The 14,974-nt window shown below is 37.3% G+C and carries 20 protein-coding genes; 12 read left to right on the top strand and 8 right to left on the bottom strand.

From position 1 onward, the window contains the following. Nucleotides 1–5: 5 nt before the first annotated feature. From LC455_RS19425 to LC455_RS19405, 5 genes are all read right to left on the bottom strand, one after another. Nucleotides 6–368 (bottom strand): hypothetical protein, encoded by a 363-nt coding sequence (locus tag LC455_RS19425; protein ID WP_223593202.1) that lies wholly within the window; start codon nucleotides 366–368, stop codon nucleotides 6–8. A gap of 9 nt (nucleotides 369–377) precedes the next feature. Next, complete coding sequence (locus LC455_RS19420) at nucleotides 378–857, bottom strand: Hsp20/alpha crystallin family protein (protein WP_223593201.1); 480 nt, start codon at nucleotides 855–857, stop codon at nucleotides 378–380. A gap of 72 nt (nucleotides 858–929) precedes the next feature. Then, nucleotides 930–1,406 (bottom strand): Hsp20/alpha crystallin family protein, encoded by a 477-nt coding sequence (locus LC455_RS19415; protein WP_223593200.1) that lies wholly within the window; start codon nucleotides 1,404–1,406, stop codon nucleotides 930–932. A 21-nt stretch (nucleotides 1,407–1,427) separates the two neighbouring features. Continuing rightward, nucleotides 1,428–1,670 (bottom strand): spore germination protein, encoded by a 243-nt coding sequence (locus LC455_RS19410; protein WP_223593199.1) that lies wholly within the window; start codon nucleotides 1,668–1,670, stop codon nucleotides 1,428–1,430. Nucleotides 1,671–1,683: 13 nt separating this feature from the next. Continuing rightward, the gene (locus LC455_RS19405) at nucleotides 1,684–1,926 is read right to left on the bottom strand and encodes a spore germination protein (protein ID WP_223593198.1); all 243 of its coding nucleotides are present in this window, start codon (nucleotides 1,924–1,926) and stop codon (nucleotides 1,684–1,686) included. A gap of 175 nt (nucleotides 1,927–2,101) precedes the next feature. Between LC455_RS19405 and LC455_RS19400 the strand changes: the two genes are divergently transcribed. Both LC455_RS19400 and LC455_RS19395 read left to right on the top strand, forming a co-directional pair. Beyond that, nucleotides 2,102–2,875, top strand: a complete 774-nt coding sequence (locus tag LC455_RS19400) for an SDR family oxidoreductase (RefSeq protein WP_223593196.1) — start codon at nucleotides 2,102–2,104, stop codon at nucleotides 2,873–2,875. Between the two features lie 115 nt (nucleotides 2,876–2,990). Beyond that, a complete protein-coding gene (locus LC455_RS19395; RefSeq protein WP_223593195.1) occupies nucleotides 2,991–3,149 on the top strand; it encodes a hypothetical protein in 159 nt (52 codons plus the stop codon). A 142-nt stretch (nucleotides 3,150–3,291) separates the two neighbouring features. Here the strand turns inward: LC455_RS19395 and LC455_RS19390 are convergent, their stop codons facing one another. Together LC455_RS19390 and LC455_RS19385 are read right to left on the bottom strand one after the other, a co-directional pair. After that, a complete protein-coding gene (locus LC455_RS19390) occupies nucleotides 3,292–3,852 on the bottom strand; it encodes a GNAT family N-acetyltransferase (RefSeq protein ID WP_223593194.1) in 561 nt (186 codons plus the stop codon). Between the two features lie 306 nt (nucleotides 3,853–4,158). Next, a complete protein-coding gene (locus tag LC455_RS19385; protein ID WP_223593193.1) occupies nucleotides 4,159–5,286 on the bottom strand; it encodes an amidohydrolase in 1,128 nt (375 codons plus the stop codon). A gap of 191 nt (nucleotides 5,287–5,477) precedes the next feature. Between LC455_RS19385 and LC455_RS19380 the strand changes: the two genes are divergently transcribed. The 7 genes from LC455_RS19380 to dapF all read left to right on the top strand — a co-directional run bounded on the left by LC455_RS19380 (nucleotide 5,478) and on the right by dapF (nucleotide 10,618). Next, nucleotides 5,478–5,801 carry a DUF4870 domain-containing protein gene (locus LC455_RS19380; RefSeq protein WP_223593192.1) on the top strand — a complete coding sequence of 108 codons (324 nt, stop codon included), beginning with the start codon at nucleotides 5,478–5,480 and terminating at the stop codon, nucleotides 5,799–5,801. Between the two features lie 104 nt (nucleotides 5,802–5,905). Then, nucleotides 5,906–6,103 carry a PLD nuclease N-terminal domain-containing protein gene (locus LC455_RS19375; RefSeq protein ID WP_223593191.1) on the top strand — a complete coding sequence of 66 codons (198 nt, stop codon included), beginning with the start codon at nucleotides 5,906–5,908 and terminating at the stop codon, nucleotides 6,101–6,103. Beyond that, entirely contained in the window at nucleotides 6,103–7,011 is a 909-nt protein-coding gene (locus LC455_RS19370) for an ABC transporter ATP-binding protein (protein ID WP_223593190.1), read from the top strand. The genes LC455_RS19375 and LC455_RS19370 overlap by 1 nt, the downstream gene beginning before the upstream one ends. Further along, the gene (locus LC455_RS19365) at nucleotides 7,008–7,787 is read left to right on the top strand and encodes an ABC transporter permease (RefSeq protein WP_223593189.1); all 780 of its coding nucleotides are present in this window, start codon (nucleotides 7,008–7,010) and stop codon (nucleotides 7,785–7,787) included. The genes LC455_RS19370 and LC455_RS19365 overlap by 4 nt, the downstream gene beginning before the upstream one ends. A gap of 84 nt (nucleotides 7,788–7,871) precedes the next feature. Next, nucleotides 7,872–8,726, top strand: coding sequence for a patatin-like phospholipase family protein (locus tag LC455_RS19360; RefSeq protein WP_223593188.1), 855 nt, complete (start codon nucleotides 7,872–7,874; stop codon nucleotides 8,724–8,726). Nucleotides 8,727–8,838: 112 nt separating this feature from the next. Next, a complete protein-coding gene (locus LC455_RS19355; protein WP_223593186.1) occupies nucleotides 8,839–9,597 on the top strand; it encodes a hypothetical protein in 759 nt (252 codons plus the stop codon). Between the two features lie 37 nt (nucleotides 9,598–9,634). After that, nucleotides 9,635–10,618 (top strand): diaminopimelate epimerase, encoded by a 984-nt coding sequence (dapF, locus tag LC455_RS19350; RefSeq protein WP_223593184.1) that lies wholly within the window; start codon nucleotides 9,635–9,637, stop codon nucleotides 10,616–10,618. Between the two features lie 10 nt (nucleotides 10,619–10,628). Here dapF and LC455_RS19345 read toward each other — a convergent pair whose 3' ends face one another. Then, on the bottom strand, nucleotides 10,629–12,473 hold the full coding sequence (locus tag LC455_RS19345; protein ID WP_223593182.1) for a DNA ligase D: 1,845 nt from the start codon (nucleotides 12,471–12,473) through the stop codon (nucleotides 10,629–10,631). A 128-nt stretch (nucleotides 12,474–12,601) separates the two neighbouring features. Here LC455_RS19345 and ku point away from each other — a divergent pair, with 128 nt between their 5' ends. The 3 genes from ku to LC455_RS19330 all read left to right on the top strand — a co-directional run bounded on the left by ku (nucleotide 12,602) and on the right by LC455_RS19330 (nucleotide 14,910). Then, the gene (ku, locus tag LC455_RS19340) at nucleotides 12,602–13,432 is read left to right on the top strand and encodes a non-homologous end joining protein Ku (protein WP_223593181.1); all 831 of its coding nucleotides are present in this window, start codon (nucleotides 12,602–12,604) and stop codon (nucleotides 13,430–13,432) included. Between the two features lie 119 nt (nucleotides 13,433–13,551). Continuing rightward, a complete protein-coding gene (locus LC455_RS19335) occupies nucleotides 13,552–14,514 on the top strand; it encodes a nucleoside hydrolase (protein WP_223593180.1) in 963 nt (320 codons plus the stop codon). A 195-nt stretch (nucleotides 14,515–14,709) separates the two neighbouring features. Beyond that, nucleotides 14,710–14,910 carry a cold-shock protein gene (locus LC455_RS19330; RefSeq protein WP_223593178.1) on the top strand — a complete coding sequence of 67 codons (201 nt, stop codon included), beginning with the start codon at nucleotides 14,710–14,712 and terminating at the stop codon, nucleotides 14,908–14,910. Nucleotides 14,911–14,974 lie beyond the last annotated feature (64 nt).

Genomic DNA, 14,974 nt, shown 5'->3' with positions numbered 1-14,974 from the left:
TGTCTTTAATCTTCTTTTTTAGCTTTTAGGTTTACCTTAGCCTGTTTTGAAAGCTTTTCTGCAATTTTTTCATCGACTAATTTAGTAAGATCACCTTCATAGCTTGTGCCAATATTTAATTTACCTGATAAATCCTTAATTCCCAATTGACCAAAGTTATTGGCATAATCTAAATGTTCAATAATGATTTTATCAACCTGAAGGTGTTCAATTTTAATGGTAGGCTGGTTTTCTTTTTGGATGGTTTCATCAGGGGAAGATTTGGATTCGTGTAAATTGGCTTCCAGCATGGATATCTTTTTTTCTAATTCCGTGATTTTTTGTGAAAAAGCTTTTTTGGAGATAAAAAAGCGAAATAGAAATCGCATAAAAGCCCTCTATTCAGGATTGGATTGATCGAAGGTGATAGGGATATCCTCGACTTCCTCACGGTTCATCGGCATGGACAAGGTTAACACACCATTGCGAAGTTCAGACTTTATTTTATGAACGAATATCGGATAAGGTAATATTAATTCCTTTTTGAATGAACGGCTTGCTCGTTCCTTCAGATAATATTTTCGATTTTGCTGTAAGACTTTAAATTCTCCCTTTATTGTCAAGACCTGCTGCTGCACGGAGATTTGGAGAGAATCCCTGTCTAAGCCTGGTATTTCGGCTTCAACAATAAGTTCATTTTCCATTTCGTATAAATCACATTTAGGGGAAAATTCATTTACGGCCGATAGGGGATTTAAGGATTGATTGTTGTTTGAAGATGGTCTATTAGTTTCATTAAAAATTTGATTCCAAAATTTCTCAGATTGAAATTGCTGGGCCACATCCAGCCATTTTTTTAATTTATCGACTTCCATCATACCACCCCATTTTAATCATCCCTATTCTCATCTTATTTTTCCTTGTCAAAAACATGCAAAAAAAATCGACGCCTATAAGATTTCTGTCACGTCGATTTGGGAATATTGCATATCAATATTTTTAGGAATTTTAATTTCTAGGACTCCATCCTTATAATTGGCTGCTGCCCCTTTCTTGCGGACAATTGCCGGCAAGGTAATGGTATGTTTATCTTCCTGCTCAGGAATATGTTCAACAATCAATTTGTTCGACGTGTGATAAATGCGGAGTTGTTTAAGCCATTCTTCACTTTTAATCGGAATCCTCACAAAAACAAAATCATGTGTTTCAAAGGCAGCTGAATTTAACACTCCTGTCATTTGAGGTTGCTGGGTAACGGAAGATTGAAAGCCGTTCATTAGATCCTGGGGATTCATCATTCCCATCATGTTTTGGGGCATAATTTTTCGCATTAGATCCTGGACAAAATTTTCAATCTCTTCAGGCTTCATATTTTTCATTGAATCTTTCATGTCTTTATTAAAAGGGAATATATTCCAAGGAAACATGTTGTTTCAACCTCTCTATAATTAAAATTGGTTCGTAATCGGGAATGATGGGTTAGCGATTTGGTCCTGATCACTAACGTCAGGATCAACGAATCCATTAAAGGAAGCAGAGCTTGAAGGAGATAAATCTCCTAGTGCCAAATTCGCACCGATCCATTTTTGGTTCGCTGTATGGCTGTTTTGGACAGAAGGTCCTAAAGATATATTGGCATTATTAGCAATTGAATTGGTTTTAATGTTAAAAACATTTATCTGAAAAGGCATTGTTTTCAGTCCTTTAACTCGGATTACTAAAGACGTTCGACGGATTTGCGATATCTCCCATATCATTGACATCAGGATCTATAAAGACGTTTTCCATTGCGGCGTTAGGCGGTGCAAAATCACCATAAGCAGTATTTTGACCCTGGGATTTTGTATTGGCGGTATGTGCATTATGAAGGGCTTCACCGATGTTGACAGACCCATTGTTAGAGACACTGTTAATTTTCAAGCTGAAAATGTTGATTACAGTCTGCATCCTGTCACATCCTTTTTATTGATATCTCACACTCATACTATGCAAACACTCGCCCATCCGTTATTAAAACTTGTGCTATCGTTTAAGGGCACATTTGTTTAAAATTTGCATATATAAATGAATCTTTTTAACATATAGTAAAGAGAGAAATTTTATAAATAGTGAGGTAATGGTCGTGAAAATAAAAACGGCTTTAATTACAGGCGGAGCCTCAGGCATCGGAAAAATGACTGCCTATCTGCTTGCAGAAAAAGGATATCAGGTTGTAATTAATTATCGTACAAGTGAATCAGAAGCTGTTTTGTTGACACAAAGTTTATCTGAAACGTTTGGGACAAAAAACACCGCTGTACAAGGGGATGTTGCAAATAAAGAAGATTGTATCCGAATGGTTGATCAAATTCTTTCTGAATATGAAACTGTAGATGTGCTTGTACATAATGCCGGACCGTATATACATGAGAGAAAGAAAATGACTGAATATGCCTTCGAGGAATGGAACTACCTGCTGCAAGGAAATTTGAGTGCTGTTTTTTACTTGTCAAAGCTGTTGATTCCTGGAATGAGACAACAAAAATGGGGAAGGATTATTACACTTGGGTTTGACCGTGTCGAAACCGCACCTGGCTGGGTGTATCGTTCCGCGTTTGCGGCTGCCAAGGCAGGATTAGCCTCACTTACGAGAACGATCGCAATTGAAGAAGCAGAGAACGGAATAACTGCCAATATGGTTAGTCCAGGAGATATCATTAACGAATGGAAGGAAAAGAAAATAGCAGAAGCAGCGTTGTCAGCCACTCTAAATACTGTCAATAGAAGGCAGGGGACAGGTGAAGATATAGCAAGAGTCATTGCCTTTCTCGCAGATGAAAAGTCTGATTTTATAACAGGAAGTATCATACCAGTCACCGGCGGGACAGACGTCCTTGGCAAAATACATAAGATCTAAGACCTGTTATAAAATTCAGGTCTTTTTTTATTGTTAAAACATGTTATCTTCAGGAATTAAACGCGGTTATTTTGTGGATAATAGGAAATAATCATCGTTGAAAGGAGCAAAGAAAATGAGTTTTAATATCAATAGAATTAATCCTAATCAAACTCAAATATTTTTTCATGATGGCCGTTTTGAAACATTAACCAATGAGGAATTAGAAGAATTTTTGCTCCAAATGGGAATTAGCGATGTAAATGAATCGCTGGAACAAAATGTAACGGATTAATAATATTACTTTATTTTAAAATGAATGACTAGGGCGTAATTTTCGCTCTGGTCTTTTTAATTAAAACTAAGTTGATTGGAGCGGAAATCAACAATTTAGTTTAATATAAATAAAAAAGCAATCAGTTTTTAACCGATTGCTTTTATGCTTCCAATAAATGTGAAGAATCGTCTTGAGAAGATCCATTTCTGAGAAAATGCAGCGTATACAAGTCTTTTGGAATTTCATATATATCATATACTTCTTCATTTGCATTCAATTGATCATAAAGTGATTTTCTTGATTCATTCGCTTTTATAACATAAGGAAGTTTTTCTGCAGCCTTAATAGACCTAATATTAACTTTTCGAATCCGCATAAAAACAGTTTCAATCCCTAACTCATAAAAGAGTTCTTGAAAAAAGGCCTCTTTTGCTGGGCTATTATAGCCTTGCCCATGATAATGCTTCCCAAGCCATGTGCCTAAAAAACCGGCATTCCCTTCAATGTCGAACAAATTGATGGTTCCAATTGGAGTGCCCCACTCATCAAGAATAGTCCGGGAAATTAATTCCCCACGCTCTTCTGCTTCAATAGTTTGTTTCGTGATAAATAAAAATTCATCATAGGAAGCCGCTTTTTGGCGAACGAAAGGGAAGACATCTGGATGCGTCATTAGTTCATATAATGTATGGCTGTCATGTAGATCACGTTTCTTTAGCATGATTATCCCTCCATTAGGGCATACCGATCCCATGTCAAAAGAAGCGGCCCACCCTCGAAATTTTTTATAAAGTTGCGTAAAAAATTTCGGGGTGGGAATCGAACCCACTAGAACCAGAAAAACTGGTGGCGCACCATTTGCCTTCCCTATATCATTTTTTTTGTTAAACCGAAATGTCCAAAAAACCCCCAAATTTTTCAGGTCTTAAACAGACTTACTTAATGTATGATACTAAAAATAATCAAAAAAAGAAATAGGTTTTTAACACATTTTCAACAAGATTTTATTCCAATTTTCAACAATCTTCTACAGGTCTGAATAAATCATTTCACCAGCAATCATCGTCCATTTTGGCTTTGCTAAGTAATGGAAAGGATGATGGCTCCATAACACCAAATCAGCATCTTTCCCCTCTTCGATACTGCCAACATGCTGATCTATTTTTAAATTTCTTGCCGGATTAATCGTAATACCCTCAAGTGCCTTTTGCTCGGGTAACCCTTCGCGATTGGCGATGCCAGCACATATATTTAAGTATTGGATTGGGGTATAGGGATGATCGGTCGTTATCGATACTTCAACACCATGATTAGTCAATTCTTGATAAGTTTTCCAGGTTTTGTTCTTTAATTCCACCTTTGACCTTCTTGTCAGGGTCGGACCGACTGACACTTTTAAACCAATTCCAGCAAGTTCTTCCGCTATTAAATGTCCTTCGGTACAATGCTCAATTCGTAAGTCCAAATTAAATTCTTCTGCAAATCGTAAAGCTGTGATGATATCGTCAGCACGGTGAGCATGTATTCGAACAGGAATCTCTCTTTTTAATGCCATAACTAATGGACTAATTCTTAGGTCATCAGGGTTATCAGCATGAATCGCTTGGTAAAAGGCCTCCCTAAGCATCCCCATGATCCCCATTCGAGTAATGGAGTCACTATTGCCGTGGCTGTGTATCCTTTTCGGATTTTCACCTAAAGCAATTTTTAATCCGGCTATATCTTGGACAATCATTTTTTTGATATTTTTTCCAGATGTTTTAATGACGGAAGTAGTTCCACCGATTACATTCGCACTTCCTGGCATAATGTGGACCGTGGTGATGCCGTTTTTAATCGCATCTGAAAAAGCGGGATCTAATGGATAAACGCCGTCCATTGCACGAATATGGGGAGTTAGCGCTTCAGCCGTTTCGTTAGCATCATTACCTGCCCAACCCGTACCCTCATCATAAAGTCCTAAATGAGTATGAACATCTATAAAGCCAGGAAAAAGAAATAATTCACTACAGTCCATGATTTTAACGTTTGAATTGGTAACGATATTTTTTCCAACTTTTTTAATTTTCCCTTCCTCTATTAGAACATCACCGTATTTGATCGGTTTAGATGTTATCGGGTAAATTGTTGCATTTTTTAAAAGTATGTTAGTCATAATTTAACCTTTCTGTAACTGAATAATATTATTTTATCTATTTTACCAACTAGTGTGCCTAAGGAAAAGTAGGGAATTTTCGGCTTTTTCTAAAAAAGAGCGGAAATTGTTGTGGTTAATGAAACCTTTAAAAATGTACTGCGTAAATAGTAAGGTAGAGAGAAAAAAACTTTTCAATGGGGGAAATAAAAGTGGTAAAGAGTGAAGAAAGGTTAATGGCTGCAGGGCTATATGTGTTAAGTTTATTTTTTCCGATATTAGGGCCCTTAATTATTTGGTTAATTAAGAAAGATGAATCATCATTCATCGATTATCATGGAAAAGAATATTTTAACTTTGCTATTTCTTATTTTGTATACTCTGTCATATCCGGAATTTTAGTATTAGTGTTAATTGGCGTTTTCTTATTATGGGCAGTGGGCATTGCGGCTTTTATTTTCACGATTATTGCAGCCGTGAAAGCATACGAGGGTAATCAATATCAATTTCCGCTTATTTTCCGAGTGCTTAAATAATTTTTTATGGTGAACCCGGCAAAAAAATTTGCCGGGTTTTTTGAACGTTTTTATAGTTCAAACGTCATATAAATGTATTTATAGAAAGCAAAGGGGGAAATAACATGGATGCTATAGCCCAATATGCACCGATTTTATTGCCAATCGTCATTATTCAGCTTATTTTATTAATTGTTTCTATTATTGATTTAGTAAGGATTGAAAAAACCAATGGTCCAAAATGGCTATGGGCCATCATTATTTTATTTGTAAATATTATTGGTCCAATCCTTTATTTTGTGATTGGAAGGAGAAATAACTAATGTCCCTTATTCAAATATCCGGATTAAAAAAGAGTTTTCAAGGCACGGAAGTGATTAAGGGACTTGATTTTTCCTTAGAAAAAGGAAGATGCATTGCTCTTTTGGGACCGAATGGATCTGGAAAAACAACAACACTAAGAATGCTTTCCGGCTTAATGGCACCCACTTCCGGCACGATTACTTTTACCGATGCCAAAAAAGGTGAGGACATTCGCCATTTCATTGGTTATCTTCCGCAATTTCCCGTTTTTTATGAATGGATGTCAGGGCTTGAATTCCTAATCTATGCTGGCAAGCTTGCAGGATTAAAGCATAAACAGGCGAAAGAACGAGCCATAGAACTATTGCAGCTTGTTGGAATTATAGATGCTAAAAATCGCAGAGTTGGAAAATACTCCGGGGGGATGAAACAACGATTAGGTATTGCCCAAGCACTTATTCACAGTCCAGAGTTGATTATGCTTGATGAACCTGTATCTGCTCTTGACCCATTAGGCAGAAGGGAAGTATTGGATCTGTTAGAAGGGTTAAAGAAAGAGACAACCATTCTATTCTCCACCCATATTTTAAATGATGCCGAAGAGGTTTGTGACGAGATATTGTTCTTACATAATGGAGAAATCGTGGAGTCCGGGACAATGAATGAACTTCGTGACCGCCACCAGCAAGCAAAAATTGACTTTATTTTTAAATCCAAATCGAAGGTAATTGAAAATTATTTTGCCAATCATGAATTAACTCAATCAGTGAAAATTGATGGCAAACGGAACAGTGTATTCGTTAAGGATATGGAGCGTGCAAGACAAATCTTTTTGCAGGAAATTTTAGAGAAAAACTGGCCGCTTGAAAAATTTGAACTTAGCAGCATGACACTAGAAGATGTTTTTATGAAAGTGGTGAGGAAATGAGCCAGTGGATGACGCTTTTGCAAAAAGAGCTGTTAGAAATGTGGAGAAACTTTAAATGGATTTGGATGCCAATTACTTTTGTCTTAATTGGTGTTCAGAAGCCAATAATCTCATATTACATGCCGCAAATCATTGATTCGCTTGGGGGCTTGCCTGAAGGTGCTGTCATTAAAATTCCAACGCCGACGGCCCGTGAGGTAATTATGCAAGGATTGGGGGAATACACCAGTCTCGGTGTTTTAATAATTGTTCTTTCAACCATGGGGATTATAGCTGCTGAAAGAAAAAGCGGTGTTGCTGCGATGATTTTGGTAAAGCCGGTTTCATTTACTTCCTTTGTCACATCAAAATGGGCTGGGGGAGTATTGTTAATGTGGCTATCTTTTTTTATCGGCTGTCTAACAACATGGTATTATACAGGTTTATTATTTGATTGGGTTCCGTTTGGTGAATTTTTGCAGGCCTATTTCTTTTATGCCTTGTGGTTTACGTTTATATTAACTGTAACTGTATTTTTTAGTTCTATGCTTAGAACGTCGGGAACGGCTGGTTTTATCTCATTAGCTGTTGTTATTATTGTGAGTATAGTGTCAAGCACTTTATCTCGCTGGCTTCAATGGAGCCCGGCTCAATTAACGTCTTATGCTAATGAAATTTTATTAGATAAAGGAGTTTCGGAGTATCTTTTCCCAGCAGGATTGTTGGCCGGAGTCTGTATCATCATTCTGTTGGCATTAAGTGTTATGATTTTTCGGAAAAAAGAGCTTGCTGCGTAGCAGAGTCATTTCGTTTTGAGAATAGGTGCAGATATCTTATAATGTCTATTATTGTAACAGCTATGGATGAAAGGAAGAAGCAGTTTGATAAATCAAGTCGGTTTGGTTTTAGAGGGCGGCGGGATGCGTGGAGTTTATACTGCTGGGGTCCTTGAATACTTTTTAGAGCAGGAACTGTTTTTTCCTTATGTTATCGGCGTTTCTGCTGGTGCATGTAATGCAGCTTCCTATTTGTCGAAGCAAAAAGGAAGAAATAAGACTGTAACAATTGAATATGCTTCTGATCCCAGATATATTTCATGGAAAAATTATTTTAAGAATCGTCAATTTTTTGGGATGGATTTTATTTTCGATGAGATTCCTAACCAGCATGTCCCATACGATTATGAAACCTTCTATAACGGTTCAAGCGAATTTGTCGTCGGAACAACAGATTGTATGACTGGTCAGCCTGTCTATTTTAACAAACAAGAGTACGGGAAGGACTTTTTAAAGGTATTACGTGCCTCAAGTTCTCTGCCGTTTATTGCACCGGAAGTAAAATTTAAGGATAAAATTCTGCTGGATGGCGGGATTACCGACCCCATTCCCATAAAAAAAGCCCAGCAGGATGGTTTTTTGAAAAATGTGGTTGTATTAACTCGAAATTCAGGCTATTTGAAAAAGCCTTCGAAATTTCACTTTGTTGTTGATCGGAAGTATCCTGAGTATAAAGGATTGCAACAATCGCTTAGGGAACGATATCAGGTTTATAATGAAACGGTTGCCTATCTCGAGGAAGAAGAGAAAAAAGGCAGGGTGCTGATTATTCGTCCTACCCAGCCGCTTAAGGTTGGCCGAATGGAAAGAAATCCAAGTAAACTGGAGGAGCTCTATAATCAGGGCTACCACGATGCCAAAAACTCAATAGAGTCTATCTTAAAATATATTCACCAATAAGAAGGGTCTTTATCGGACTCTTCTTTTTTATCTATTAAAATTGAAATCTCCTATCATTTTTTTAATAGTTGATAAATAAACTAGAACTAGGAATCGATAAGGGGTTTTCAAAATGAAAATATACGAATATTACCGTGATGCCGCCAAAATCCACTTAAATGGTAGTATTGCAGCTCTGTTACCCGCCTGCTTAATTGTTTTCGGAAATATTTCTTTTGTTAAAAATCAGCAGATGATGCTATTAACCCTTCCATTTATTATTTATAGTTTTTTTAGTTTTCAATTCTATCTTTTTAAAATTCATCAGTCGATTGCTATTGCTCGGAACATGTCTCACTCTAAAAGCACTGCCTATTCTTTATTTGATGCGAGTGAATTATTGGTGCTTTTTATGAATACGCAATCACCAGAATTACAGCTCTATTTTCCTAATGGTTATTTAGCGGGCAGTATTAAAAAATACAAGCGGAAAACTTATGCTCTCTATAATGCAAAGGAGGAAGTAATTGGTTTTTATCAGGTTAAAAGAAGAATGATGATTACGATAAATGTATATGATCAAAACCAAAACCACCTAGGCTGTCTCGAAATTAAGAAACATCCATGGAAGAAAGTAAAGAAAGTATTGCTCGACAAATCGGGCAGAATGATTGGCGCTGTGAAAGGCTCTTCTGTTTTTATGGATGAGGAAGTTATTAATAAAAATAATAAACAATTAGGGCGCCTTAGAAGAGGCTGGATGCCGTTTGAATGGAGTCCATTGTTTCCAAATCCTAATACCCCTGTGCTTACCTTAAGAGAGCTTAATTCCGAAAGGGACAAGCTTCTGGGGATGGCATTTTTAATTCATGAATTCTTTGTCGAAAGATGATATGATAAAATATAATGCTATTGTGGGGGTAATGAATTTGGACATTAATTTTATCAAAGGTCATGGTTCTGGGAATGATTTTCTCATTATCGATGAAATAACCAATAATTATAGTTTTTCGGAAGATGAGAGAGCAAATCTTGCACGTTTATTATGTAATCGGGAATCAGCATTAGGGGCGGATGGGATCCTTTTTGTGATGAAAAGTGGCCATGCTGATGGGAGAATGCGGGTCTTCAACGCGGATGGGTCTGAAGCCTCCATGTGTGGAAATGGTCTTCGTCTTGTTGCCCGATATATTTGTGAACTAAAGGGGCTAAATGAAGCAGTCGTTGAAACAATGAAAGCAGATTTGAAGGTAAGTAAACAAAAGGAGCTGGTTCCGGAGGTTCATACCTATCAAGTGGAAATTTCTCCAGTCCTGTTCGATTTGTCTGCACTGCCGTTGAATTTAAATCAAGCTACATTACGGAACGAAAAAATTGAGGAACTTTCAAATGAATTAAAGTTTACGGCTCTTGCAGTACCGAATCCACATTTAATTACGATCGTTGATAAAGACCAGCTGCAGCTTGATATTCAAAAAGAGCTAAGTGAAAAAGTAAATGGTCCCAATGAATTGTTTCCTGACGGAGTCAATGTTAGTTTTGTTAAACCACTCGAGACAGGTTCCATTTATGTCAGAACCTTTGAACGGGGCGTTGGTTTTACAAATGCCTGCGGTACCGCGATGTCTGCTTCCACTTTAGTCACTTGCTTACAAGGGATAAATGAATTCGAACAGACGATAAAGGTCTATAATAATGGCGGACGAGTTCAATGTATTGTCCATAATGACAACGGAACCTATTACATTGACTTGATTGGAAATGCGACATACCTTTTTACAGGGACAGTCAAGATTGATCTGGATAAAGAGTCATTTTCAGTGACCGAAAGAAACGTCTTAACGGAGCAAAATGCATACGAATTGCTTCAAACTGATGCCCAGCAATTTATACACGAAACATTGAAAGGATAAGGGAATCTCCTTATCCTTTTTTTGCAGTTCCTTTTTTTAAAACTTCCAGCACTGGTGCAAAGGGCTGAATAGCCTTCGTTTGCTGATAATTCTTAAAGGGGTCGATTTGTTTGCGAATTCGAGCAAAGGCATTTTGCATAGTAAAGATTTTTGGATCGAGTTTTTCATCTACTTCTTCCCAATAGAGCGGTGTTGCCACCCCAGCGTGTTGATTTCCCCGCATTGAATAAGGTGCGACAATGGTTTTACCCTCCCCATGCTGCACATAATCCACGTATAACCGATTTCCTCGATTTTTTTTCATTCTTTCAATCGTAAACGAATCTGGATCCTTTGAGATTAAATATTCAGCAATAAAGCTGGTAAACAGTCTTGTATCCTCATAAGTAAATTCCCCTTCAGGCAATGGCAGGTAAATTTGCAGCCCTTTGTTGCCAGACGTTTTGATAAAACCAATCAAATTTAACTGATCAAGTACTTCTTTGATAAATAAAGCTGCTCTAATTGCCAAATGAAACTCATCTTGAGAAGGAGGATCCAAATCGAAAACAATTTCACTTGGGCCCTTGCTGTTTATCGTTTGAAAGGGAACATGAAATTCGATCGCTATTTGATTTCCAAGCCATATCAAGGTTTTAAGATTATTGCAAAGAATATAGTCGATTCCATCTGTTAAATGGGTTTGAACAAACTCAGGAGCGTACTCAGGGCAGTTTTTTTGATAAAAGGCTTCGCCGAACATGCCATGTGGATAACGGATTACCGTTAACAAACGGTTATGTAAAAATGGGAGCATATAAGGTGAAACCTCACGTAAATAAAGAATATAATCTGCTTTCCGAATTTCGAGTTTATCCCATAAGGGCTTATCAGGATGTGTAATTTCCAGGTTATTTGGCAGATTTTTTTGGCCAAACATGAACTTTTCGTAGGAACACTGCTCTGGTTCGACATCAAAGCGAAAACGGTCAAAATGAGGCTCACGCAATTGGTTTTCATATAACTCTAAGTATTTCACCTCGAGACAAATGGCAGGTTCTACATAGATAAATTGCCCATCCTCCCGAATCATATTTTGTCTCATTGTCTGCTGAAGTGCCTGCTTCTCTTCCGGTTTAAACCCAAACAGTACCTGGCCGATTCCTACAATTTTTTTATCCTTATAAACGCCAACATAAAAGTACCCATTTGTTTTCTCATAAGAGGTGACAAAACAGGTAACATATTTCCAATTCTTAAATTTTAACCATTGTAAGGAACGTTTTCCTTCCTCCCAAAGGCTGTTTTTTTGTTTGGCAACAATACCTTCCCCATCATATAAAATAACTTTTTCCCATAATTCATCAAAATTCTGATGAGCAATTACGGGCTGAAGAAGCGAGTCATTTCGCAGGCCGGGATCATGGGCCAGACCCGTTGTTTGAAATAATTTCATAAGCTCCTCTTTTCGTTTATGAAAGGCAGTTGTATAAAGAGATTTGCCTTTTAAGGAAAGCAAATCAAAGACCATTAGGCGGCAAGGAGAGGATTTTGCCTGTTCCGTAATTTTTTTGGATGATTTTAAACGGCCGCGAACTTGAATTGCGGCAAAATTTGCTTTGTAGGGATTTTCAAGCCAAACCAGCTCACCGTCAATCTGAAGCGGTAAAAATGGCTGGAATTGTTTTTCATACTGAAGTAAAAAATCCCGGATTTCTGGGAATTGGGGCAATAAAGTTTTTCCGTTTCGGCTTGTTAATTGAATCCCGCTTGAGGTCCAATCCAAAATAGCACGGAACCCATCATATTTAACCTCATAAAGCCAATCTGATTGATTCGGGAGCTCAAAGGTCAAACTTGGCAGCATAGGTTTCATCTGAACGTTTCCCTTCGTTTTCTTTTTAGTTTGCTATATCTTTTTGACTTCATCCATTTCCAATTGTTTTAAGGAATGTTTAGCCTGTGGAAACGAACAATAAAAATAAAAAGAATGGAGAATAAGTTATGCATACGATGTGGAAGGGAAGTATCAGCTTTGGGCTTGTCAATATTCCCATCAAGCTTCATACGGCTACAGAGGATAAAGATATTAAGCTTCGGACCCTTCATAATAAATGTCATGCCCCGATTAAGTATGAAAAGATTTGTTCAGTGTGTGAGGAGGAAGTAAAACCAGAGGATATTGTGAAGGCATATGAATACACAAAAGGAAAGTTTGTCGTACTCGACCATGATGACCTCGAGAAGCTGCGAAAGGAAAACGAAGATAAAGCAGTAGAAATAATTGATTTTGTCAATATGGAAGAGATTGACCCGATTTATTTTGACAGAAGCTATTATATGTCCCCAAATGAAGGGGGAGGTAAAGCCTATTCTTTACTGCGAAAAGCACTTCAGGAATCACAGAAAGTGGGTCTTGCCAAAATCATTATTCGTTCAAAAGAACAGATGGCCGTGATTCGTGTATATGAAAACACATTAGTGATGGAAACCATCCATTATCCAGATGAAGTTCGTAAAGCAGGGGATGTACCAAATGTACCTTCAGAGGATAAGGTAACAAAAAAAGAACTGGATACGGCGATATTATTAATTGATCAATTGACCTCCAAATTTGAACCGGAAAAATACACCGATGAATACCGAACAGCATTGTTGGAATTAATTGAATCAAAACGGAACGGAAAAGAGACCGTAACAGCTGCAGCAAAGGAAGCTCCTTCCAATGTAACGGACTTAATGGCAGCATTGCAGGCATCTATTGATCGAACGAAGCCAAATAAAACTTCTGCCCCAAAGAAGAAAACGACAGTAAAAATAAAGAAACAAGCATAGAATTATGTGTGACCGATTCGAATTTTTCGAATCGGCTTTTTTCATTCCGTTCTTGCACACAAATAGACAGCATACTTTTTTAATAGTATTCGTATATCATTGAAAACGGGGGAGTGGTAATGGCCTATAATGTACTCATGATTGCCGATCCAGGAATCGATGATTCCTTTGCGATAATGTACGCCTTACTAAATCCAAAAATAAACCTAGTAGGAATTGTAAGTGGTTATGGAAATACACCAAAAGAGCAATCGATAAAAAATACAGCTTATTTATTAAATCTTGGCGGCAGAGAGGACATTCCTATTATTGCAGGTACTGCTGGTCCATTATCCGGAGAATTAGTGCGATATTATCCAGAGATTCATGGACAGGAAGGATTGGGCCCTATTAAACCTCCTGATACTATCCAAAATGTTAAGGTATATGATATTAATAAAATCCTTGAAATTGTCGCTCAATATAAAAACAATATTATTATTGTATCAGTTGGAAGATTAACAGAATTGGCATTAATGTTTATTTTATATGGGAACCAGGCATTAAAGGATGTGTCAGCCTTTTATATTATGGGAGGAGCTTTTTTAGTCCCTGGAAATATTTCAGCTGAGGCGGAAGCCAATTTTTTTGTCGATCCCATTGCTGCTAATACCGTCATGGAAAAAGCACATAATATATACTTACATCCATTAAATATTACCAATAAAGCCCTTTTAACTCCCGAAGTTATTCAGTTTATAGGTGAAAATAGCCCCACCACATTTAGACCGTTAATAGTTCCAGCATTTGATTATTATTATAAAGCCTATCAAAAAAATATCCCTGGTATTAAAGGGGCTCCCCTTCATGATGTTGTCCCCTTAATGGCTTTAACGGAGCCCGATCTGGTCAAATATATTCCCAGAAGAGTAAGAGTGGAGGAGTTCGGAACGGCAAAGGGTAAAAGTATCGCAGATTTTCGTCCGCGACCGGAAAAAGAACCGCCAGAATCCTTAGATAACATTGGAATGGATGCTGATTTTCAAAAATTCACAGTCAACTTTATGGAGATTTTTTTAAAAGGTGATTTTAATAAAAGGTAATTTTGATTGACAAAAGACAGGATTGGGTATAATATTAAATTACGCTTTAATGTTCGTTAAATATTTATTGGATTAAGTAGTCGTAACTGCACGAATGATGTGGGTGATGTCTATTGCCCCAAAAGTGCAAGTGCGGCTTTTTTATTTAAATGTAAAATTAACTTAAAGTGAACAAATTGTTGGGGGTAAATATCCATGAAAAACGGTAAAGTAAAATGGTTTAATGCAGAAAAAGGTTTCGGTTTCATTGAAGCTGAAGGCGGTCAAGACGTATTCGTTCACTTCTCAGCTATTCAAACAGAAGGCTTCAAAACATTAGAAGAAGGCCAAGCAGTTTCTTTCGAAATCGTTGAAGGCGCTCGTGGACCACAAGCTGCTAACGTTCAAAAAGCTTAATTTTGTTAATTAAAAGGGTGATGCACTGTAAGGGCATCACCTTTTTATCTATATTCATTTTTCT

The sequence above is a fragment of the Neobacillus bataviensis genome, assembly GCF_019969725.1.
The sequence above is the reverse complement of the archived record's forward strand: the minus strand, read 5'-3'. Positions and strand labels throughout refer to the sequence as shown.